Raw genomic sequence first — 22965 nt, forward strand, 5'->3', positions numbered from 1 at the left:
ATAAATAGCGATGAGTAGCAAGCAGGACCCGGGCGGCGGGCTGGTGATCACTTTGCCGCCCCTCCTTGATGAACATGATCTAGAGAGACTGGTTGAACTTGTCAATGCAAAGTCAGACCTTATCTCCAAAAGCCTGGGAACCAGCCAGTTGAGCATCAGATCCACCGAGGAAGGCGTGAGTTTCCCTTGGTGGGATGAGCTGCCAGAATTTGAGAAAATCACAGCCTACACCGAGTTCTTAACGAATCTGGTCGCATACGCTAAACGGATCCGCCGCACAGTCGCTCGCAGTGCGAGCCAGGTAAGTAATGAGAAGTATGAACTGCGCTCCCTGCTTTACCGCATCGGACTTAGCGGTAAAAAGAATGCTGAGGTTCGCAAAATCCTACTTAAACCGCTCTCGGGTAATTCTGCGTGGAAAACCCCGCCACTAATAAACACTAACCAAGAGATGTAAACCACTATTTATTAGGCAAAATAGGCGGCAAAATGACTGGATAAGTAGCGAAGTCTATGGCTGTATATACATACCGAAACGGTACACAACAGAAAGGCACCAGCCATGAACACCAAAGAATCTAATTGCAGCGTCGAGGAAGAAAACACCGAACGCCTTATCGGACGTGCTAACAGGTTGGGATACACCATCACCAGCATTGAGATTGAACCTGGCCGGGTCGCGATTTTTATTGTTCCTTCCCCACTGTTCCCCTACACCCCGGAGCTTGACCGAGACTTTGAAACCGATCAATGGCGGGTGCAAACCACCGCCTACGGAGCGTTGAACCTAGACAACATCGAACAAGTCACCGAGGGATACGGACGGGCAGCAGCGATGGTGCGTGAACTTGAGCATGCTACACCGCGAAACGTTGTCAACTACCATCTGACCCGTTAAAACTAAACAGACAGGCAACCCCACCTGGCGTGGGGTTTTCCTTCATCGTGAAGCGTTATGACCTAGAGATGTACATCTCTAAGTTTTCTTGAAAATAGGCGGAAAATGACTGGATAAGTAGGCGGGTCTATGGCTGTATATACATACCGAAACGGTACACAACAGAAAGGCACCAGCCATGAACAGCACAAAGGTCACCAGCGAAACCCTCCAGATGCGCGTCGATTCCTACGGGACGGTTCTTGCCTACGGGAACTACACGCTAGCAAGTTTTGCTACCTGGACCAAGACTGAAGGCTTTGGCAATAACGCCCAAATCTACCGGTTGATGGAAGAACCCGTCAGCGGGTTCGGGCCTAACTCGAGGAGCCGCGGAGAATGCGAACTCGAACTCATCGCTGAGTCAGACCACCTTTTCGCTGACGCTGGACATGCGATCGCCTGGGCGTTAGCTAATCTGCCCGAAGCCTAGCCCCGCCGGGCATGAGGGCACCTGCTATCGCCGGTAGCAACTGACTTTTTAACCAATAGAAGGTAACTTATTCGTATGCGTCAGCTAGCTGAATATCAACCGACACGGTTCATGGCTGAAAGCTCGCGCTATGACAAGCGCCGAGCCGACTTTGCAGTCGCGTTCATCCAAGCCTTAAAGCATACGAAAGGACGGTGGTCAGGAAAACCTTTTAAGTTGATTGATTGGCAAGAACAAATCATTCGCGACCTTTTCGGCACCCTCAAAGCCGATGGATACCGCCAGTTCACGACTGCTTATGTGGAGATTCCGAAGAAGCAAGGCAAGAGTGAGCTGGCTGCTGCCGTCGCACTCTTGCTGTGTTGCGGCGATGGCGAGGAACGCGCTGAAGTTTATGGGTGTGCTGCCGATCGGCAACAAGCATCCATCGTGTTCGAAGTGGCAGCCGACATGGTGAGAATGTGTCCCCCACTAGCCAAGCGGGTAAAGATCCTTAGAAGCCAAAAACGTATCATCTACTCCCCCACCAATTCCTTCTACCAGGTACTATCGGCCGAGGCCTATTCCAAACACGGATTCAATATTTCCGGAGTGGTATTCGATGAGCTACACACCCAACCCAACCGGGCGCTCTTCGACGTGATGACCAAAGGCAGTGGGGATGCTCGCACCCAGCCGCTGTACTTCCTGATCACAACCGCCGGCACCGACACCCACAGCATCTGCTACGAGCAACACCAAAAAGCCCAAGACATCCTTGCGGGCAAAAAGCACGACCCCACCTTTTATCCAGTCATATATGGGGCAGCGCAAGATGATGATTGGACCGATGAAGCCGTGTGGCATAAAGCCAACCCATCCTTGGACGTGACGGTGCCAATCCAGAAAGTTAGGGACGCTTGTAATAGTGCCAGGCAGAATCCGGCTGAAGAAAACACCTTCAGACAGTTGCGTTTGAACCAGTGGGTCAAACAGTCTGTGCGGTGGATGCCTATGAATACCTGGAACAAAAACGATGGTCCAGTCCACTTGGATGAGTTAGAAGGTCGTGTTTGTTACGGCGGGCTCGACCTGGCATCCACCACCGATATCACTGCTTTCGTTCTCGTATTCCCACCCACGGATGACGATGACAAATACACGGTCGCGCCCTGGTTTTGGATACCCGAAGACAACCTCAAACTCAGAGTTTCTAGGGATCACGTGCCCTACGACCTATGGCATCAGCAAGGCCACCTACTCACGACTGAGGGCAACGTGGTGCACTACGGGTATATCGAGAAGTTCATTGAGGATCTTGGCACCCGGTTTAATATCCGAGAAATCGCTTTCGACCGGTGGGGCGCGATCCAAATGAGCCAAAACCTTGAGGATGCTGGTTTCACGGTGGTGCCTTTCGGGCAAGGCTTCAAAGACATGTCCCCACCATCCAAAGAACTCATGAAACTCGCACTCGAGGGCAAGCTCGCCCATGGCGGGCACCCGGTGCTGGCCTGGATGGTCGATAACATTCACGTGCGCACCGACCCAGCAGGCAACATCAAACCCGACAAACAAAAATCCACCGAGAAGATCGACGGCGTAGTAGCCACCATCATGACCTTAGATCGGGCGATCAGGTGTGGCAATAGTCCTAGTGGCGGTTCGGTTTATGACAGCCGTGGTCTGTTGGTGTTGTGAGGCTTGTGGTGAAAGTAGCTGCCGATGCCATTAGCCACCATTGCTATCAGCGAGTAGGTGGCTGCGTAGCTGAGTGCGGATTCGTTGAAAAAGATGAACATGGGCGCGATGAGAAACAGTATCGGCATCACTATCCATAAAACAGTGAATCCCTCCGTGACTGCGTCCCAGGCAGCTAGCGCAATAGTGACGAGAGGAAATGCTATGAACAGCATCAAGATAAACGCCACCATCCCCGAATCGGAGGCATTGCCTAATCCGATGGCGGCTGTCATGAGAGCAGGCAGTAAAAGATAGCCTGCGAAAAGCCCACCAAAGCGTACCCAGGTGCCGCGTCTTTTCCACCTTTGCATGCACTCATTTTTCCATGACCAGAAGGGAAAAACCATGGGTCTTAGAAACTGGCTTCGCGGCAGACCGAAACCAGTCAAGAATCACCAGCTTTCCACCAGCTAGAGCTTCTTGTTCGGGCCGACATCTGCTGGTCGTCCGGTGACCGAACGTAGCGCGATGCAGATGACTGCCGTCTATAGCTGCGTACGGATCTTGGCTGAGGCGATAGCCGGGCTACCACTGCACGTATACCGTTACAAGGACGGTGGCAGCAAGGAAAAAGCAGTCGATCACGGTTTGTACCGCCTGCTTCATGATGAACCTAACCCCGAGATGACGAGCTTCGTGTTTAGAGAAACGCTCATGACGCATTTGTTGTTGTGGGGTAATGCGTTCGCTCAGGTAGTGCGTAACGGGCTCGGCGAAGTGATCGGACTGTATCCGCTGCAACCGAATCGGATGAGCGTAGGCAGGGATCTAGACAGCAAGGCTTTGTATTACGAATACCAAACCAGCTGGGACGAACCCGCAGGAGAGTACAAGACGATCCGTCTGACCCCTAACGATGTGCTTCATGTTCCAGGGCTGGGTTTTGATGGGTTGGTTGGTTATTCGCCGATCGCGATGGCAAAAAACGCTATCGGGCTCGCGCAGGCCACTGAGGATTACGGTGCTTCATTTTTTGCTAATGGTGCGGCTCCTGGCGGGGTGTTAGAGCATCCAGGCACGATCAAGGATCCTTCTCGGGTGCGTGAGTCCTGGCAACAAACTTTCGGTGGCGCTCGTAACGGCAACAAAGTTGCGGTGCTTGAGGAGGGAATGAAATACACGCCGATATCGGTAAGCCCGGAGCAGGCACAATTTTTAGAAACACGGAAGTTTCAGCTCAATGAGATCGCCCGAATATTTCGTATCCCGCCCCACATGATTGGTGACCTCGAAAAATCCTCGTTTTCCAATATTGAACAGCAGTCTTTAGAGTTCGTGAAATACACCCTTGACCCGTGGGTAATCCGCTGGGAACAAGCCATCACGAAAACTCTCTTGAACCCGCGTGAAAAGCAGCAGTTGTTTGTGAAGTTCAACGTTGAAGGGCTGCTGCGCGGGGACTACCAATCACGCATGGAAGGATACGCGGTAGCTCGCCAAAACGGGTGGATGAGCGCTAACGATATCCGCGAGTTAGAAAACCTTGACCGGATCGAGGCGGCCGATGGCGGGGATCTGTACCTGGTAAACGGGAATATGCTCCCGCTTCCTATGGCTGGGGCTTACAGCGACGCAGACCGAGCGGTGCAAAGCCCAGGCTTTGATACCCGAGGCCAAGGAAGTTGTTGTAGAGAGGCGAAGCCGAACGAACATGCCGACTCACAACAAGCTAAAGAAGGCGAGTCTGGTGATGAACCTAGAGAGAACCAACTATTGAGGAGGAGAATGTGAAGCGTTTTTGGAACTGGCTAATCCCAGAGGAAACCAGCCCGGACAGTGATGGGGGTGACAGGGTTTTGCGTATTAACGGGGTTATCGCTGAGGAATCATGGTTAGATGATGACATAACTCCAGCTGTTTTCGCGTCTGAGTTGAATGCTGGCTCGGGTCCGGTCACTATCTGGCTGAATTCGCCTGGCGGTGACGTAGTGGCAGCTGCTCGTATCTATAACATGCTGCTGGATTATCCCGGTAAAGTCACGGTGAATATTGACGGGATCGCGGCATCGGCGGCATCTGTGATTGCTATGGCGGCGTCCACGGTGGCTATGAGCCCGGTTTCGATGCTCATGATCCATAATCCCGCCACGCTCGCTATGGGTGATAAAACCGAGCTGTCGCGTGCCCTCGACATGCTTGAATCGGTCAAAGACTCGATTATCAACGCCTACCAACTCAAGACTGGACTGTCGCGGGCGAAACTGTCCAAGTTGATGGACGCAGAGACGTGGATGGACGCTACCGCCGCTATCGACCTGGGTTTCGCCGACGAACTCCTCACCAGCAAGAGGACACCAGCCCCAGACGAAGAAGAACCAGACGATGAGCCAGAAGATCCTGATGGTCTTGACTCGGATGACCCCGACCCCGATGAAGAGGACGACGAGAAGGAACCGTCGTGTAAGAAGCGGTCGTTCCCACCAGAGAAAAACGCTGGTGGTGTGGTGTTTTCCAGAAAGGTGAATGAGCAGCGCCTCGTTGCTCAATTAGCTCGTCATCGAAAAGAAGATGGCCTGTCTGGCTCACCACCATCTTCGGATTCCCATTGTTCTTCGCAACCCGCTGCCTCTTGTGGTCGGCGGGTTGTTGATTTATACGCCCATTTAACCAACCAACCCCATTAACTAAGAGAGGAAATATTCCATTATGACTACTGTTACTGATTTGTATACCCGGCGTGCCCAGACCTGGAATAAGGCTAAGAAGTTTCTAGATGAGCGGCGCGATAGCGAGACTGGCTGTCTAAACGCCGAAGATGACGCGGCCTATGCCAAAATGGAGGCTGAGATTGAGGCGCTTAGCGGCGAGATTGCTCGATGTGAGCGGGCCGAACGTCTAGAAAGCACTCTTGCCAAGGCGACCCGTGCACCCACACCGCCACACCCGGCACTGACCTGGATGAGGATGGCAAGGTTAAGCCTGCCCGTGCTAGCACTTCCTACAAGCGGGCATTTTGGGATGCGATGCGGCTTAACACCTCCCCCATGGAAGTAAGGAATGCGCTAAGCGAGGGGGTGGATTCTGAGGGCGGATACCTAGTGCCTGACGAGTTCGAACGCACCCTAGTGCAGTCTTTAGCCGACCAAAACATCATGCGAAGCCTCGCCAAAGTTATTCAGACCACTAGCGGGGATCGCAAGATCCCTGTCGTGTCTACCCATGGCACCGCTACCTGGCTGGATGAAGGCAAACCCTACAGCGAGTCCGATGAAGCCTTCACCCAAATCTCCCTGTCGGCGTTCAAGCTGGGTACCTTCCTGAAAATCAGCGAAGAACTGCTCAACGATGCAGCGTTTAACGTTGAACAATACCTAGCGAGCGAGTTTGCTCGCCGTATTGGAGCTGCTGAAGAAGAAGCCTTCCTGGTTGGCGATGGTAAAGGTAAACCCACCGGCATCTTCAACCCAACCGGCGGAGCAGAAACTGGCGTGACCAGCGCCAAGCCCAGCGACATTAGCGCTGATGAACTCATCGATCTGCACTATAGTTTGCGCTCCCCCTACCGGGCGCGGGCGGTGTGGCTGATGAACGATGCAACCGTCAAAACCGTCCGGAAGTTGAAAGATGGTAATGGGCAGTACCTGTGGCAACCGGCGATAACTGCTGGGACTCCAGACATGATCCTTGGCCGACCCGTCTACACCAGTGTTTTTGCACCTGAGCTGAAAGCAGGGGCGCGCACAGTAGCGTTCGGTGACCTCGGTTTTTATTGGATTGCTGACCGGCAAGGCCGCTCCTTCAAACGCCTAAACGAGCTATTTGCAACCACCGGGCAGATCGGGTTCCTCGCCTCCCAACGCCTAGACGGAAAGCTCGTCTTGCCCGAAGCGATCAAGGTTCTTACCCAAAAGACCGCCGGGTAAACCATAAAAATAGTTAGGAGGTGGCAGCCATGAAAACAGACGAACTCATGGCCTTAGTCAAGCAGAATCTACTGGTCAACCATAGCGAGGATGATTCTTTGATTACCTCGTTTGTTTTGGCTGCCATCTCCTACGCTACCGCTTACCAACATCTGCCCGAGGGCTACTACCAAACGCAGCCCATGTCGCAGGCAACCCGGCAAGGCATTATCATGCTCGCCACCCATTTCTACGAATCCAGAGATGGAGCAACCGCCGGGTTTTGGGCAGACAAAACCGATGCTGCCCGCGCCGTGTGGAACGCAGTAAACACCCTGCTTCGCCTGGATCGGGACTGGAAAATCTAATGAAAGGACGCGCCCCATGGCAACGCTAGGCAAAATGAGCGAGCACATCGACTTGATACAGCCAGTAGTTACTAAAGACGCTGCCGGGTTCGCCACTACTGGTGACGAGGTTATAGCTTCGGTGCGCGCATATATGGAAGTGCGGCACGCAAGTGGTGCGTGGGTCAACCGCGCCGCCTACACCAAAGCAGACCTGTTATTCCGGATTCGAGCAATACCCGGCGTAAAAATAACCGAGGCGATGGAAATCAGCTCCGCACGTGGCAGGTACGTTATTGATGCGGTCGAATACCTCGGCCGCTATGTCGAGATTTTGGCTCACCGCACCGAAGCAGAAGGAGCACCCTGATGGCTAGAGTACAAATCAAGCTTCCCAACGATTTCATTGACGCACTCGACTCAGCCAGCAGCCTCATTGATAACTCCGCTGAGCAAGTGCTTAAAGCCGGGGCTAATATCGTGGAGCCGCGTATGCGCTCTAACCTTTCTGCCGCCATCGGCAGCTCAACGAAACAGCCCTCCCGCTCTACCGGTCAGCTCGCCAAAACGTTAGGAACCGCGCCAGTAAAAGTCAATAGCCGCGGAGACTATAACGTCAAAGTTGGTTTCGCCGAGAACCGAGACGATGGTAGAGCTAACGCACTAATCGCTAACGTTCTAGAACACGGACGCTCCAACCAGCCCGCTAGACCCTTCCTAGCCCCCACGCGTTCACAAACCAGGCGAGCCGCAATCACCGCAATGAAACAAACCCTAGCTACGCGAATCGAACAGGTGAAACCATGAGCGGGCTTTTAGAAAACCTAAGCCACATCGCTAAACAACTTGGGCTCGCCTATGCAGTCAGCTGCTACACCGCCTCCCCAGCCCCAGACACGTATCTAGTCTTCACCCCGTTAACAGATTCTTTCGAGATCTTCGCCGACAACACCCCCGGCGTCGAAATAGAAGAAGCCCGAATCAGCCTGTTCACGAAAACCAACTACTTATCTCTAAGAAACCAGATCACGAAAGCTCTAATCAGCGCTCGCCTGGTTATTACAGGCAGGCGCTATATCGGATACGAGGACGATACCGGCTACCACCACTATTCAATCGATGTTTCGAGTTTTAGAGCCTGTCCTTAAGAGTTTGCAATGATCAGGAAAGTCAAAAATCCGATGAACAAGATCTCCAGGACTAACCCGATGACGTTAATGACTTTTTCGCTCTTTTCAGGCCAGAATCTGGCTAGCAGAGCAAAAACTGCTAAGCCAGTAGCGGCTCCAGCAGTGTTCATTATGACATCGGTGATATCGCTGACCCCAATAGCGAAAACGTACTGAACGACCTCGAATGCCACGCTTGCTAAAAACGGTGGGAGCAATTGAATTAACCATGAGCGCCGTTTCAACAACATCCTCATGTACAAGCCAAACGGGATGAAAATAAGGAAGTTGACCACGATCTCATCAAAGAAGTTCGACCCGTAAAGATTCGCAGAATCTGTAAATGGGATCAGATTTAAGTAGCGCACATGCCGCATGCCCAGTATGTCGTCAACGCTGGTGGCGAATTTGAACAGCACCATCCACAACAACAAGAGCAGATAAATCCCGAACACCGCATAGGTCAAGCATCGCTTTTTCTCTCTCATGCCCCAATTCTATCTCTCGATGACATCTAAAGACACCCATGTCACGAAAACCAATACCCAAAAGGAGAAACATCATGGCAACTATTGGTTTAGACAAGCTTTACTACGCCACTATCACCGAAGACCCCACCACTGGTGAGGAAACCTATGCCACCCCGAAATCCCTCGCCAAAGCCATCAGCGCTGAACTCTCCGTGGAGGTTGCCGAGGCAATCCTTTACGCCGACGACGGGGCATCCGAGATCGTTAAAGAATTCAAGTCCGGAACGCTCACCCTAGGTGTCGATGATCTTGGTGCAGAAGCCGCCGCAGCACTCACCGGAGCCACCTTGGATGCCAACGGCGTGCTCATTAGCGCTAGCGAGGATGGCGGTACACCAGTAGCCATCGGTTTTCGAGCGGCACGTAGTAACGGAAAATACCAGTACTTCTGGCTCTACCGCGTCAAATTCGCCCTCCCAACCACGACCCTAGCTACCAAGGCCGACAGCATTACCTTCAGCACTCCGTCGATTGAGGGCACGATCCTGCGCCGTAACAAGCCCGACACGCAAGGTCGTCATCCGTGGAAGGCCGAGGTCACCGAAGGCGCAGTCGGAGTCAAGGCAGAGACGATCACTGGCTGGTACAAGCAGGTCTACGAACCCGCCGCAGCCTCCACGCCTAGCCGAATCAACAACCACTAAAAGAAAAGGGAGACAGTAATCGTGGGAAAGAAAACCGCAGCCATCAATACCGTTGATTCGTCCCGTAGGGCCACCATCACTATAGGTGGCGAGGATTACGAGCTGGTTTTGACAACGCGTGCGACTCGGTTGATTGCGCAGCGCTACGGCGGACTCGAACATCTAGGCGAAGCTCTCGAAACATCGGAAGATGTAGACAAGTCGTTGGGTGAGGTGATCTGGCTAATCACACTACTAGCAAACCAGTCAGTACAGATTCACAACCTCACGCATCCCGATGATCAGAGACCTGAGCTTACTGAGGATGCGGTGGAGTTGCTGACTGTTCCAGCTGACCTGGCCGACTACCGAACCGCCATCAGCCAGGCTCTGCAGAAGGGCACTCGTCGGGCTATCACCACCGAGACACCAGCCCCAAAAGACTAAACCAAGGCAGAGTCCTAGACAGCGATGAGGCGGCCTTCACCCGCCTGACCTATATCGGCATAGCCCACCTCAACCTCACCCGCACCGAAATAGAGCTAACTGTATTTGGTGAGCTACTCGACCTGGTGGACTGCTGGCGCATCGAAACCGGCAGAGCCCAACCCTTACATCAATGGTTCATCGACGACATCATCCCCGCAGGTATTTAGGCTTCCGGGCTTGCAAGCGAAATGCGGGTCTTTACAAGCTTTTGAGCCAGGTCACCAAGAAAACCGAACTCAAATTCGAGATGTTTATCTGTTGGATCGTTTGCAACATTAGATTCCACTTCTTCTGCAAGTCCAGTGACGGCATTAGCTAATTGCTCAACTTCTTGTGGAAGCATCCCCGGAGCAATCCGCTGATAGATCATACCAAGAGGCAAATTGACTCCTGGAACGGGGATCTTGCTTCCCTGACTAACCGCGATCTGGTTGCTACGAGCCCAAGTTCTAACGTCGTAAAACAGGGAGACGGTAGTAGGATCCATTGGTTCCCGATCCGAGTCACAATTCAAGTTGTCCCAGTAACGGAGTTGCTTTGCTCTCTCTTCAGAAGCGGCCTGAGCTACTTTGCCTCGTTCTGCTTCTTCATGCTTCTTGTCGGATTGTTTTTGAACGATGACCGTTCCCACGATACCGATTGCTGCGCCTACCAGAGTCCAAATGAATGACTCGATCATTATCGTTTCCTCCTATTTAACTTCGCAAGAAGTTCGTACAGTGCTTGGAGTATGCCCATGTCTGATTCTACTTTTGGTTTGAAGATTGGTCTTGAGGGTGAGCGGGAGTTTAAGCGCGCGATCACGGATATTAATCGTGAGATGCGGGTTTTGGGATCTGAGATGAAGTTGGTGGCTTCTCAGTTCGATAAGAACGATAAGTCTGCTTCAGCGTTGACTTCTCGTAACCAGGTTTTGGGCAAAGAGATTGAGGCGCAAAAAGCCAAGATCCAGACCCTTAAAAGTGCTCTTGATAACTCTGCTACTAGTTTTGGGGAAAATGATTCTCGGACGAAGAATTGGCAGATTCAGCTTAATAACGCTCAGGCGACTTTGAATGGTCTTGAGGGTGAGCTTAAAGAGAATAATTCTGCTCTTTCTAAGTTTGCCGATGAGGCTGACGGTGCGGGTGATGATGCGAAAACTGCAGCTAAGGATACTGGGCACTTAGAAAATGCTGTAGATGGGCTGGGTTCGCAGATGGATGGTACCAGTTCGAAGACTCGCATTTTTGGTGATGTGCTTAAAGCCAGTCTGGCAGCGGAAGCTGTTGTTGGTGGGGTGAAAGCTATTGGGCATGCTATTTCTTCTATTGGGCGGGGCATGGTTGGGGCTTTAAAGGATGGTTTGGACTATAACGCCCGGATGGAGCAATACACTACCTCGTTTACTACGATGCTGGGTGATCAAGCCAAGGCTCAGAAACTGGTTAATAACCTCAAGTTGGAAGCGGCTCGTACTCCGTTTGGGATGGAGGATCTAGCCAAGGCTACCCAAACGTTGATGGGGTTTGGCATGAGCGCTGAAGAATCCCAGGTACGCCTCAAACAGTTAGGTGATATCAGCCAGGGGGATGCGCAGAAGTTCGAATCCCTCACGTTGGCGTTTGCTCAAATGAGCTCTACTGGCAAGCTGACTGGTCAGGATTTGAACCAGATGATTAACGCGGGGTTCAACCCTTTAGAGGAGATTTCCCGTAAGACTGGTAAAAGTATTGGTGAGCTTAAAGAAGAGATGGCTAAGGGCGCGATCAGTGCGGATATGGTTGCGGATGCGTTTGCTAGTGCCACAAGTGAGGGTGGACGGTTTTATGGGGCGATGGATGCCCAGTCCAAAACCTTCTCTGGCCAACTAGCTACGCTAAAAGACGGGGTCGATAACCTTAAAGGTCTATTGGCTGGAGGTTTGACCACGGCTTTGGCTGGCACGGTGATGCCGATGGTTAATGGTTGGGTCGATGAACTCACCGGCGCGTTCGAGACCGGCGGGGCACCAGCACTGATTGATACCTTCGGGCAAATCTTGCAGGAGGCGCTGGCGTTTATTTCTAGCCAGCTCCCGCAAGTGGTAGATACCGGGATGAGTATCCTCACTGCTTTGTTGGAGGGCATTATCGCTGTTCTGCCTTCCTTGGCGGAAACTGCCGTGACGTTGATTGTGGCATTGGTGGAAGCAATTATTCAGGCACTTCCGAGTCTGTTGGAGGCAGCGGTCCAGATTATCGCCACCTTGGTTGCTGGTATCGGCCAGGCTCTACCGGAGCTGATCCCGGCGGCGGTAGAAATGCTGATGACCATGATCCAGGGGCTCATCGATAATTTGCCACTTATTTTGGATGCAGCCCTGCAGTTAATTATTGGTCTTGCCCAGGGTTTGATTGCGGCTATTCCGGTCCTTGTTGAGGCTTTGCCGGAGTTGATTGGTGCGATTATTTCTTTCTTAATCGGGGCCGTCCCCCAGATTATCGAAGCTGGGATCGGGCTGTTAACCGCGCTGGTTGGTGCCTTGCCTGAAATTATTACCGCTATCACCGGGGCTTTGCCGTTGATTATTAGCGCTATCCTTGGCGCGATTATCCAGGCAATCCCCCAGTTGATTAACGCGGGCGTGCAACTGTTGACGGCTCTTATTGGGGCGTTACCAACTATTATTAACGCGATTGTGGGGGCTTTGCCTCAAATCATTTCTGCCATATTGTCTGCTATTGGTGGGGCTATCCCTCTTCTTGTACAAGCTGGCATCCAACTATTAACCAGCCTCATTCGGGCTTTACCGACCATTATCGGCACTGTCGTTTCGGCTATCCCGAGGATTATTTACGGCATTGTTCGAGCAGTGATGGGCGGGGTCGGGCAGATGATCTCAGCTGGGGCATCCCTGGTTTCTGGGTTATGGCAGGGTATTCAGTCACTAGCGGGTTGGTTGTGGAACCGGGTCGCTAACTGGGTGTCTTCAATCTGGAATGGGATTCTCGGATTTTTCGGTATCCATTCTCCTTCTAAGCAAATGGCGTGGGTTGGTGACATGCTAGTTGCTGGTCTTGCCGGAGCAATAACCTCACGAGGCCATAAGGCCGCCGATGCGGCAGCGAACATGGCAAAAGACACCATGGACGCTATGGGCGAGTTAACTAACGGGGTTAACGTACCTATCAAGGTCAGGGGGGATTTGTCATTGCCAAGCACCGATCTGACCCCGGCCTCGGTTAACCAAACATCGCAAACTGAAAAGGAAACTAAAACTTACAGCGTTGATGTTCAGGGGGTAGCAGATGCTACAGCTGCCCGGATTCTTGAGGGTTTGGATATCAAGGTTGTTTTAAGTGATGGGACGCTGGTGGGCAAACTCGCACCCAAAATTGATCAGCAACTATCACGGCTATCTCGGCGAGCCAATCTGCTAGCTGCGGGGGTGTAAATCAATGTACGGGTTTGTTCTCGACCATAAGGTTAGCTCTAAAAGCCTGGGTATCCGTTTTTGCGCACCTGTAGAAATCCCAGCAGCCGCCATGGGGATAGATGATATTGAGGTGTCAGGGCGCGCCGGCACTCTTACCCGCTTTAAAGGGTGGCAAGACAGTGAAATAACTTTGAAACTAGCGGTGCGTGGCGGGCTGGAAGCATTCCGCAAAGCCGCCTACGCGCTGACTGGGGCCCACACGATTGGGTTTAGCGGTGAGCCTGGCATGTTCAGGTATCTTAAACACGTCAAAATATCACCAGCAGTGCCTTCGCTGTCCACTTGGGTAATGTTTGAAGCCGAGCTTTGTTGCCAGCCGTTTACCTACCTGGAAACCGGGCTTAAACAGCTAACTTTGAGCGGTTCGGGCACGATTATTAATCCTGGTCTTTTAGCTTCCGATCCGGTAATAACTGTTTTTGGTACCGGGGAGTTGGAACTGAAAATAAACGATACTGCTTTGATAGTTTGTGCTCCTAGCGGGCAATTAACTATCGATACTGCCCGGCTTGTAACCCACGTTGCAGGTAAAACCCGAACCGATGGGATTTCAGGGCTCTTCCCGCAACTTTCTCCTGGCACTAACCACATCGAGCTGGGCACAGGTATTTCAAGAATCGAAGCCCAAGGTAACTGGCGTACCTTGTAGAAAGGACTAACCCATGATTACGATTCATGATCGTAGCGCTAGGGATTTTACTGCCAGTGGGTTAGCGGTGCTAGATCGCCACGTTATCGACCCGATGGTCACTCAGGAACTAAACGGAAAGTTTTCCCTAACATTTTCCTACCCCTTTGATGGGCCAGCAGCGAACCTGTTGGTAATAGAAAACATCGTGGCCGCCCCGGTTCCAGGAATAAACGTCCGGCAAGGATTTCGTATCAGCGAGGTCACCACCAGCCTTGACGGGATACTCGAAGTAGTTGCCCATCACGTGTTTTATGACCTTTCTGCCAACCTTATCGCTGACACCTATGTGGTAAACAAAACCGCTAAAGCCGCCCTAGATCAGCTGCTAGGGGCAGCCAATAGCCCGCACGGTTTTAGCGCTAGCAGTTCAGATAACTCCCATCGATCCTCTGCCCGCATAGTTAGAACCCCACTCAGCGCGGCTCTGTTAGATGACAGCGACAACAGTTTTATTTCGCGTTGGGGCGGCGAGCTTACTTTCGATAACTGGCATATCCACCACGCGCTGCGCATAGGTGCTAATCGTGGCGTGGTTATAAGGGATCGTAAAAACCTGTCCGGATACGAATCGAGCCTGGACTACACCACCGTAGTTACCCGGATTTTGCCGGTTGGTTATGACGGTCTGCTCCTACCTGAACTGTACGTGGATTCTCCGCGCATAGGTGATTATGTTGCGCCGCGTATCAAGGTCATCCGCTATGGGCAGGTCAAAGCCATTAAGGATACGGACAAACCGCGTGAGGATGAGCTGCCACTTGCGCAGGCTCATGCGAGATTGCGTGAACTAGCGAAAGCTGAGTTCTCTAGTTGTCATGTCGATCAACCGCATTGCGCTTACAAGATCTCGTTTGTGGATCTGGCTTCGACGAAAGAATATGAGGGTTTTTGCGACCTAGAAACCGTGACCCTAGGCGACACAGTAACCGTCCGCCACGATGACCTCAACGTGGCACTCACCGCCAGGGTTGTTGCTTATGACTTCGACCCACTCGCAGGTGAATACATTTCGATTGAGCTGGGCAGTGCTGCTGGGAAGTTCACTGACATCACCCACACCATCACTACTGCCCGCGCCGAGGCTAGCCAAGCCCAGCAGGTGGCAAGTATTGCGCTAGCTAGCGCGGATGGGAAAAACACCAACCACTACGGCACCACCCAACCGACAACCGCGCGCCTTGGTGATGTGTGGTTTAAAGACAATGGTGAGCAAGTAGGAATCTGGATCTATAAGGCCACCGATACTGGTCAGCCCGGATGGATAAGTCTTGCCACCGATTTGAACGCGGCCGAACTGGCGGCGAACCTGCAAGCAGCTAAAACCCAGATCGCGCAAGCAAACGCTAGCGTTGAGCAAGTCCAAGCAAGCCTTAAACAAACCCAAGGCGAGCTAGTAAAAACTAATGCTGATACAGCGAATGCAAAAGCTCAAGCCGAAAAAGCTCTCCAGGACGCTACCAGTACCCAAAATGCTCTAGAAGCGTTCAAAGTGCAGGTAGCAGATGAAACCAAAAACATTAACGCCTCCTTGACGATGGTTTCAGACAACGTGAACCTGAGAGTTAAAAGAGCCGAGATTATTACCCAAATCAATCTGTCGAATGAAACCGTTTTGATCGATGCAGCAAAAGTACACATCAGTGGGCAAACCTCAATCGATGACGCTGTAATCGGTACCGCAATGATTGCCGATGCGGCTATCACTAACGCTAAAATCTCTCAGCTATCCGCAGATAAAATAACCACCGGAACCCTAGCAGCTAGCAGGATCGCCGCCGGGAGCATCACTAGCGATAAGCTCACGATTGCTAACGGATACATCCAAACAGTAATGATCCGCGACGCTGCTATAACCTCGGCGAAGATTGCTTACATAGATGCCAGCAAGATCACCACTGGTCTGCTTGATGCCAACCGGATCGCTGCCGGTTCCATTACGGCGGATAAGCTTTCCGCTAATGCTATCCAGGTTGGTCTTGCCGGGTGGACGAGTAATATTCGCATCAACCCCACCCAGATCTCTTGGTATAACGGTTCGGAACTGGAAGGAAAAATCGCTAGTACCGGGATGCAGTTTTGGTACGGGAATCGATATATCGGACAGTTAGGCAGGGGCCATAAAAAGGATCATGAGGAAATAGAGGGTATCTCCACCTCGCTAGCTAACGAGGGTGACTATGTTGCCTGGACCTACCAAGACGCTCCAAACGGGGACTATTTCACGTGTTTGACCCTAGACCCAAAGGGAAGGTTTTATGACTCGGCTGGCATCCACCTTGGGGCTGATCTGCGCACGAATGGATACAAGTTCTATACCACCGAAAACAGATCGGTCACCTTGGAAGATTGTGTACTAACCGATAGGGGCACGCATCCAGGATGGGTCGGGCCGACAAAGCTAGCCAAAGTAGTATTCCACACCTATGACGTCATGATCGTCACCAATGGCACGTTCTATAACATGACCCGACTTTTCGACCGGCTCTCAGACCTTATGAGCCGGGTAAACGGGCTCATCGGGCTGCTTAACCAGGGATGGATCAGCACCATAACCTCCAAAGCAGATGGCACCATCTCCTGGACCTACTTCCATAACACCGGGTATCAACCAATGTCTACCAACACTGCCTAACCAGGCTGTATTCAAGAAAGGAATACGTCATGAAAATTTGGATAGCTAACAAGCACCTAACCGGACTAACAGAACTATTAGCCGCTATGAGTCTTAAACCTGACCCTTCTAGAGCTAGAACCAAACTGCTAGAACTAGTAAGACAGGCCACCAAGCGTTTTAGCGATGACGAATACGAACTGGTAACCCAATACGCCTCCCTAAACGAAAACGGCAAACCCCGCATCGACCCTAAAGGAACATTCACCCTGGCATGCCCAGAAAAAGCCCAAGAATTCTTCACCGCCCGTGAACAACTATTCGATTCCCTGGCCGAAGTATCTGGGCCGACCTACCAAAACCATCTTAAAGAAGTAAAAAGCCTAATAGAAACCTACGACGGCGAGCTCGCCGGGCAACAAGCAGAAGCATTCTGTGCGTTAAGCGAAGCAGTAGAACAAGCCATAAGCAAAGGAGAAACCTCATGATTGAGCAAGCGATAATCCCGATCCCTTCTGACCCAAAACCAGCCCCGCCAGGAAAAACAAAAAACACAGACAATCCCGTATTGGTGGCACCCAGAAAAAACACTATGGATATCACCCGCCTCACGCTGCAAGCCCTAAAGCGCCCATATATACAAACCGAATAGCACCGCCTTGTTTGAAGTTTCAATGCCTGCCTTGTGCAGGCATTTCCTATATCCGCAATCCCCCAGGCTTGTGCTAACCCGTTAACTATTTTGAAAGGACAGCAAGAATTTTGTCTATCAAAACCATTTGGACGCTATTCCAAGGCGCCATCACCGCTATAGGTGCTTGGCTAGGAGCCTTTCTCGGTGGAACCGATTCCCTGCTCTACGCCATCGTAGCCTTCACCATCATCGACTACGTCACCGGAATACTAGCCGCAATCAACGCCCACAAACTATCCAGCTCGGTAGGGTTTCGCGGTATCGCCCGCAAAATCCTAATCTTCGCCCTCATCGGCCTAGCCCACTTATTGGACGTGCATATTCTTGGCACCCCCGGAGTGCTACGCACCGCCACCATCTTCTTCTACCTATCCAACGAGGGCATCTCCGTCCTCGAAAACGCAGGGCTACTGGGTCTGCCGATCCCGGGCGGACTACAACAAGCATTAGACACAATCAAGCAAACCGGTCAAAACCAGCCCGCCTTCAAAACCAGCTCAACACCACCCGCTAAGGCGAGCAGTCCAGATAAATACTCCCCGCCAACCCCTCACGAAAACCAGATAAATCCAGGCAAATATCTGCCCCAACACGCCCTCCCCGACGAAATAGAAAAGCCATGAAACCCTGCATGAAAACAATTCTTAAATTCTTGGCACTCCTAACAGTCTTAACGCTACTTACCGCCGGGATCTGGCTCCTTTTCGCCTTATTCCTTTCATGGATACTAACCCCGCTTATCTACCTGATCGCACTTTTTATCTTGGCCACCGGCTAAACCAACCAAAAAAAGAAACGGAGAACCCAAAATGAAGAACTGGAACACTCTAGAAGCTGACCTGAACCTGTTAATGAACAAACACTTCACCACAGGCAGACAAGGCCGATCCATCAACAAAATAATCCTGCACCACAACGATGGAAACCTTTCCATACAAGGATGCTGGAACGTATGGCAAACCCGACCCGCCTCCGCGCACTACCAAGTAGAAACCAGTGGCCGCATCGGCCAACTCGTCTGGGACCGGGACACTGCCTGGCACGCGGGAAATTGGGTAGCCAACACCACCTCGATTGGAATCGAACACGCAGACGCATCCACGCACCCCTACCGTATTTCCGATGACTGCCTAGAAAACGGGGCACACCTGGTCGCCGCCCTGTGTCACTACTACAAGCTCGGCCGACCGGTCTGGGGCAAAAACGTGTTCGGACACCGCGACTTTTCCGCAACCGAATGCCCCGCCTCCATAGCCGGATCCCAACACGCCGCTTACATGGCCAGAGCCGGCTACTGGTACGACCAAATGAGCGGCAACAAACCCCAGGCATCATCTGCCGGTAAACCAGATATTGAAGCACTAGCCAACGCAGTTATCCGCGGCGAATACGGCAACGGAGACCAGCGACGCACACGCCTAGGTAGCCTCTACGAGGTTGTGCAACGCAGAGTTAACGAAAAACTAGGAGCAAGATCTACGCCAGCCGCACCCAATATTGATGCCTTGGCAGACGCCGTGATTCGAGGAGAATACGGCAACGGCGCTACCCGCCGAGCACGCCTGGGAAATCTTTACAACCAGGTACAAGCCCGAGTAAACCAAAAGCTTGGCTGCTGATCCATTAACTATTTTTCTTTTCAGGCCCCGCCACCATCTTCTGTTCGGCAGATGGTGGCGGGGCCTTCTTTGTTTGTAGGGGTGCAGGTTAACTTTCTGATCCTTTCTGGCCTTGTTTCAGGAGGTAGAAATATCGTGAGAGTTTTCAATGACACAGCAAAAGCTCAAGTGCGTTCTCTACGAAAAGTTGGAATGCCACTGGCAAAGATCGCTAGTGAGCTTGGACTTAACGTCAATACCGTCAAAAGCTGGTGCCGACGCAACAACATCACACCATCTAGCACCAACAAAACTGTGGTGAGGGTAGCTGACGTGGTGGGCTGCCTGATTTGTGGAAGTGAACTAACAATACGCCAATCTCGGTTTTGCTGTGAGTCCTGTCGGCGGGCATGGTGGAAAACCCACCCAGACCAGATCAATCGCAAAGCGTTCTACACCTTTACCTGTGCTCACTGTGCGAAACAATTCACCGCCTATGGAAACGCTAAACGTAAATACTGCTGCCATCCTTGCTACATTAGGCACCGCTTTGGAACCCAAGGTGGGCGTGGGTGACCGCCATGGATATTGATGCGGAGATCGCACTCATAAGGACAGTGGCCTTTATCGACCACCTCACCGATAAAGGCACGCTAACACCTACAGAAGCACGCAGCGTTCTTGGTGTCATAGAAGGTAAATCTAAGACGGTAGTGGGTTCGTTGTTATTAAAGGTTCGACTTGATAAACACAAAGATTAGAGCGTGTATGGATACAACCAGAAACAGTACGTGACAAGCAATAACAATAAGGGAACACAAGAGTAGATAGCATGGTTAAAACGACGCCACAGCTGAAGAAAATTACGGTCAAGCCAGCCAAACCCAGGCTGCTTCGCGTCGGCGCCTATGCCCGTGTCTCTACCGAGCACGACCGTCAGCTTTCCTCCATAGCTGCGCAGGTATCTCATTACTCGCGTCTTATTCAATCCACTCCAGGTTGGGAATATGAGGGGGTATTCATCGATGAAGGAATCACTGGCACCACCACCAAGAAACGTGAAGGCTTCAACGATCTGATGGACGCCGCTCGCTCGGGACAAATCGACGTGATCCTCACGAAATCAATCTCACGGTTCGCCCGTAACACTGTTGACCTACTCCAAGCTATACGTGAACTGAAATCACTCGGTGTTGCTGTAAAGTTCGAACGAGAAAACATAGACACCACCACAGCTGACGGAGAACTCCTACTGACCCTGCTAGGATCATTTGCCCAAGAAGAATCCCGGTCAATATCGCAAAACGTCAAATGGGGAATCCGTAAAAAATACGCCGACGGTCAACTACATTCACGCCAACCCTACGGCTACCGCTACAGAGAAGGCGAACTACACATCATTGACCACGAAGCTGCAGTCGTCAGACGGATTTTCAATGATTTCCTAGCAGGAATAAGCCCAGAAAAAACCGCAGCCAGACTAAACAGTGAGGGAATCAAACCCCGCTATACAAATAAATTCCAAGGCAAAAGACTACGCACAATACTAGAAAACGAGGTTTACATCGGTAATGCATCACTGCAAAAAACCTACCGCCCCCAGATCGCTAATCACTGCACCAAACCAAATCAAGGCGAACTACCACGATTTATCGTGGAAAACTCTCACGAACCAATTATCGACCACCGAACCTTTAACGCAGTCCAAATAGAGCTCGCCAAACGCCGCAAACACGGACGGGCAGCAAGCCCGGGGATAAGCACTAACGCCTTCACTTCCCACATAGTTTGCAGCGTGTGTGGCAAAAAATACCATCGCCGCACGAAAAAACGTGGCAGCCGATCCAGGAAAATTTGGTGGTGTGAAACAGCAACCAAAGGAAAAGGTAACCCCTGTCGGGCACCACAACTTTCAGAAACAATACTGAAAACCATCTGCCTGGATCTGCTTGAACTTAAGGATTGGGACGATACACAAATATTGACCAAACTCGACAAAATCACCGTTTCCCCCAGTCGCTACCTCACCTTCACGCTAAAAAAGCAAAACGAACCAGTAATAGTTGATCTAGCAGATTGGAGGAAACCCAGTGACTGCCACCGCAAAAACCAGGCGTAAACGAGTTAGCGCGATCCCGGCAACCAAAACACTCAGACACACTGCTGACAGTTTTAGCCGCACAATAAAACGTCGGGTTGCAGCCTACGCGCGGGTGTCCACCGAGCAAGAAGAACAAGCCTCCTCATACGAAGCTCAAATCGACTACTACACCCGCCACATTCAATCCAGAACCGACTGGGAATTCGCTGGCATGTACGCTGACGAAGGCATCACGGGCACCAACACCCGACATCGTCAAGGATTCAAAACCATGATCGCCGACGCACTCGCCGGCAAAATCGACCTGATTCTCACCAAGTCCGTGTCCCGTTTCGCTCGGAACACCGTCGATACCTTGACTCACGTGCGCCAGTTAAAAGACGCAGGAGTTGAGGTGTATTTCGAGAAAGAAAACATCTGGACCTTGGACTCTAAAGGCGAACTGCTCATCACGATCATGTCCAGCCTGGCACAGGAAGAATCACGCTCCATTTCTGAGAACGTGACATGGGGACACCGCAAGCGCTTCGCCGACGGAAAAGTCATGGTGCCCTACAAATCCTTACTCGGTTACAAAAAGGGTGACGACGGAAACCTCGCCATCGACCAAACCCAAGCGCCAGCCGTGCGCCGTATCTATGCTCGATTCCTTGAAGGAGCAACACCACAAACCATCGCTAAAGAACTCACCACCGACCAGATTCTCACGCCACGCGGTAAAAACATCTGGTCAGCTAGCACCATCCGCTCAATCTTGTCCAACGAAAAATACAAAGGTGATGCGCTACTACAAAAAAGTTTCACCACCGACTTCCTGACCAAAACCAAGAAAACCAACGAGGGCGAAGTACCACAGTACTACGTGACCGGAAACCACGAGCCGATCATCGAACCTGAAACCTGGGAGATAGTGCAATCAGAACTAGCCCGCAGATCAGGTAAAGGAACCACCTCCGCGCATCCGTTCGCTACTCGGATTAAATGCGCAGATTGTGGGGGCTGGTTCGGACGTAAAGTCTGGCATTCAAACAGCAAATACCGCCGCTACATCTGGCGCTGCAACAACAAATACAAGCCCGGCTACCACTGCACAACCCCACACGTCACCGAGCAAGAAATCAAAGAAGCCTTCACCCAAGCCCTAACCGAACGAGTCAAAGATAACGCCACTCTCGATCATGTGATACGACTACTTGATGACACGGTTTACAACACAACAGAACTCGAAACTCGGCAAGCTAAAATCGCTAAGAAGATGGAAGAAACCGTGGCGTTAATAAACCAGCTCATCACCGAAAACGCCACCGCAGTACACGACCCAGACGAATATGACCAGCGTTACCACCAACTCGAACAGCGCTACCAACAGCAAGAAAAAGAACACCAGACAATCACAAACAAGATCGCAGACCTCATCACCCGCCAAGCACAAGCCAAAGAAATCCACGACTACCTAGCAACCCAGCCACCACTAGAATACAGCGATCAAGCCTGGAACACCCTAGTTGACTACGTGACGGTAATCAATGAAACTCAGCGCATGTTTTGCTTCAAAGACGGGCTCTAATTCCTAAGGTCTGGGAAGAACGTCAGGCTTCACGTAAAATCAGCTTATGATATGTCCTCAATGCCGGTCGGAAGTAGCAGAAGCATCTGCGTTCTGTTCCAACTGCGGGACAAAGCTTTCCGCAGATAATTCACATTCATTTGGTATCACTAAA

At 51.6% G+C, this 22965-nt stretch carries 24 protein-coding genes and 3 pseudogenes; 24 read left to right on the forward strand and 3 right to left on the reverse strand.

What is annotated here, in order from left to right:
• The first annotated feature begins 10 nt into the window (after positions 1-10).
• From QZT94_RS04475 to QZT94_RS04490, 4 genes are all read left to right on the forward strand, one after another.
• A complete protein-coding gene (locus tag QZT94_RS04475; protein ID WP_296773207.1) occupies positions 11-457 on the forward strand; it encodes a virulence protein in 447 nt (148 codons plus the stop codon).
• Positions 458-562: 105 nt separating this feature from the next.
• A complete protein-coding gene (locus QZT94_RS04480) occupies positions 563-898 on the forward strand; it encodes a hypothetical protein (RefSeq protein ID WP_296762998.1) in 336 nt (111 codons plus the stop codon).
• Positions 899-1076: 178 nt separating this feature from the next.
• Positions 1077-1370 (forward strand): hypothetical protein, encoded by a 294-nt coding sequence (locus tag QZT94_RS04485; protein WP_296763000.1) that lies wholly within the window; start codon positions 1077-1079, stop codon positions 1368-1370.
• Between the two features lie 75 nt (positions 1371-1445).
• Positions 1446-3050, forward strand: coding sequence for a terminase TerL endonuclease subunit (locus tag QZT94_RS04490; protein WP_296773209.1), 1605 nt, complete (start codon positions 1446-1448; stop codon positions 3048-3050).
• On the opposite strand, the gene QZT94_RS04495 is transcribed toward QZT94_RS04490, so the two are convergent.
• Positions 3020-3403 carry a hypothetical protein gene (locus tag QZT94_RS04495; RefSeq protein ID WP_296763004.1) on the reverse strand — a complete coding sequence of 128 codons (384 nt, stop codon included), beginning with the start codon at positions 3401-3403 and terminating at the stop codon, positions 3020-3022. The two genes, QZT94_RS04490 and QZT94_RS04495, sit on opposite strands and share 31 nt — an antisense overlap.
• A gap of 34 nt (positions 3404-3437) precedes the next feature.
• Between QZT94_RS04495 and QZT94_RS04500 the strand changes: the two are divergent.
• From QZT94_RS04500 to QZT94_RS04530, 7 genes and pseudogenes are all read left to right on the forward strand, one after another.
• Positions 3438-4661: pseudogene (locus QZT94_RS04500) on the forward strand (phage portal protein); the annotation flags it as partial.
• 158 nt (positions 4662-4819) lie between these two features.
• Positions 4820-5716: a head maturation protease, ClpP-related gene (locus QZT94_RS04505; protein ID WP_296773213.1), complete on the forward strand. Its 897-nt coding sequence runs from the start codon at positions 4820-4822 to the stop codon at positions 5714-5716.
• 22 nt (positions 5717-5738) lie between these two features.
• Positions 5739-6955 (forward strand): annotated as a pseudogene (locus tag QZT94_RS04510) (phage major capsid protein).
• Positions 6956-6984: 29 nt separating this feature from the next.
• Positions 6985-7302, forward strand: coding sequence for a head-tail connector protein (locus tag QZT94_RS04515; protein ID WP_296773214.1), 318 nt, complete (start codon positions 6985-6987; stop codon positions 7300-7302).
• Positions 7303-7318: 16 nt separating this feature from the next.
• Entirely contained in the window at positions 7319-7651 is a 333-nt protein-coding gene (locus tag QZT94_RS04520; protein ID WP_296762276.1) for a head-tail adaptor protein, read from the forward strand.
• Positions 7651-8088 (forward strand): HK97-gp10 family putative phage morphogenesis protein, encoded by a 438-nt coding sequence (locus QZT94_RS04525; protein WP_296762274.1) that lies wholly within the window; start codon positions 7651-7653, stop codon positions 8086-8088. Before QZT94_RS04520 ends, QZT94_RS04525 begins: the two co-directional genes overlap by 1 nt.
• Positions 8085-8429 carry a hypothetical protein gene (locus QZT94_RS04530; protein ID WP_296762271.1) on the forward strand — a complete coding sequence of 115 codons (345 nt, stop codon included), beginning with the start codon at positions 8085-8087 and terminating at the stop codon, positions 8427-8429. Before QZT94_RS04525 ends, QZT94_RS04530 begins: the two co-directional genes overlap by 4 nt.
• On the opposite strand, the gene QZT94_RS04535 is transcribed toward QZT94_RS04530, so the two are convergent.
• Positions 8426-8938 carry a VanZ family protein gene (locus QZT94_RS04535; RefSeq protein WP_296773216.1) on the reverse strand — a complete coding sequence of 171 codons (513 nt, stop codon included), beginning with the start codon at positions 8936-8938 and terminating at the stop codon, positions 8426-8428. The genes QZT94_RS04530 and QZT94_RS04535 overlap by 4 nt on opposite strands.
• A 74-nt stretch (positions 8939-9012) precedes the next feature.
• On the opposite strand from QZT94_RS04535, the gene QZT94_RS04540 reads away from it, so the two are divergent.
• Together QZT94_RS04540 and QZT94_RS04545 are read left to right on the forward strand one after the other, a co-directional pair.
• The gene (locus QZT94_RS04540; RefSeq protein ID WP_296773218.1) at positions 9013-9624 is read left to right on the forward strand and encodes a major tail protein; all 612 of its coding nucleotides are present in this window, start codon (positions 9013-9015) and stop codon (positions 9622-9624) included.
• A 21-nt stretch (positions 9625-9645) separates the two neighbouring features.
• Positions 9646-10050, forward strand: coding sequence for a hypothetical protein (locus QZT94_RS04545; RefSeq protein WP_296762262.1), 405 nt, complete (start codon positions 9646-9648; stop codon positions 10048-10050).
• A gap of 205 nt (positions 10051-10255) precedes the next feature.
• Here QZT94_RS04545 and QZT94_RS04550 read toward each other — a convergent pair whose 3' ends face one another.
• A complete protein-coding gene (locus tag QZT94_RS04550; protein ID WP_296762259.1) occupies positions 10256-10771 on the reverse strand; it encodes a hypothetical protein in 516 nt (171 codons plus the stop codon).
• A 57-nt stretch (positions 10772-10828) separates the two neighbouring features.
• Here QZT94_RS04550 and QZT94_RS04555 point away from each other — a divergent pair, with 57 nt between their 5' ends.
• The 11 genes and pseudogenes from QZT94_RS04555 to QZT94_RS08920 form a co-directional block, all read left to right on the forward strand.
• The gene (locus QZT94_RS04555) at positions 10829-13507 is read left to right on the forward strand and encodes a tape measure protein (RefSeq protein WP_296762257.1); all 2679 of its coding nucleotides are present in this window, start codon (positions 10829-10831) and stop codon (positions 13505-13507) included.
• 4 nt (positions 13508-13511) lie between these two features.
• Positions 13512-14198: a hypothetical protein gene (locus tag QZT94_RS04560; RefSeq protein WP_296762254.1), complete on the forward strand. Its 687-nt coding sequence runs from the start codon at positions 13512-13514 to the stop codon at positions 14196-14198.
• Between the two features lie 13 nt (positions 14199-14211).
• The gene (locus QZT94_RS04565; RefSeq protein WP_296762250.1) at positions 14212-16872 is read left to right on the forward strand and encodes a phage tail spike protein; all 2661 of its coding nucleotides are present in this window, start codon (positions 14212-14214) and stop codon (positions 16870-16872) included.
• 29 nt (positions 16873-16901) lie between these two features.
• Positions 16902-17339 (forward strand): DUF1617 family protein, encoded by a 438-nt coding sequence (locus QZT94_RS04570; RefSeq protein ID WP_296762245.1) that lies wholly within the window; start codon positions 16902-16904, stop codon positions 17337-17339.
• A gap of 274 nt (positions 17340-17613) precedes the next feature.
• The gene (locus QZT94_RS04575) at positions 17614-18168 is read left to right on the forward strand and encodes a phage holin family protein (protein WP_363928432.1); all 555 of its coding nucleotides are present in this window, start codon (positions 17614-17616) and stop codon (positions 18166-18168) included.
• Positions 18169-18354: 186 nt separating this feature from the next.
• Entirely contained in the window at positions 18355-19164 is an 810-nt protein-coding gene (locus QZT94_RS04580) for an N-acetylmuramoyl-L-alanine amidase (RefSeq protein WP_296762242.1), read from the forward strand.
• Positions 19165-19356: 192 nt separating this feature from the next.
• Positions 19357-19719, forward strand: a complete 363-nt coding sequence (locus QZT94_RS08915; RefSeq protein ID WP_363928433.1) for an RNA polymerase subunit sigma-70 — start codon at positions 19357-19359, stop codon at positions 19717-19719.
• 5 nt (positions 19720-19724) lie between these two features.
• Positions 19725-19904, forward strand: a complete 180-nt coding sequence (locus QZT94_RS04585) for an AsnC family transcriptional regulator (RefSeq protein WP_296762278.1) — start codon at positions 19725-19727, stop codon at positions 19902-19904.
• A 71-nt stretch (positions 19905-19975) separates the two neighbouring features.
• The gene (locus QZT94_RS04590) at positions 19976-21262 is read left to right on the forward strand and encodes a recombinase family protein (RefSeq protein ID WP_296762239.1); all 1287 of its coding nucleotides are present in this window, start codon (positions 19976-19978) and stop codon (positions 21260-21262) included.
• Positions 21234-22811, forward strand: a complete 1578-nt coding sequence (locus tag QZT94_RS04595) for a recombinase family protein (protein ID WP_296762234.1) — start codon at positions 21234-21236, stop codon at positions 22809-22811. The genes QZT94_RS04590 and QZT94_RS04595 overlap by 29 nt, the downstream gene beginning before the upstream one ends.
• 46 nt (positions 22812-22857) lie before the next feature.
• Positions 22858-22923 (forward strand): annotated as a pseudogene (locus QZT94_RS08920) (zinc ribbon domain-containing protein); the annotation flags it as partial.
• Positions 22924-22965: the final 42 nt, after the last annotated feature.

This window comes from Varibaculum sp., from assembly GCF_008661855.1.
In the GTDB taxonomy this organism is placed as follows: Bacteria; Actinomycetota; Actinomycetes; order Actinomycetales; family Actinomycetaceae; genus Varibaculum; species Varibaculum timonense_A.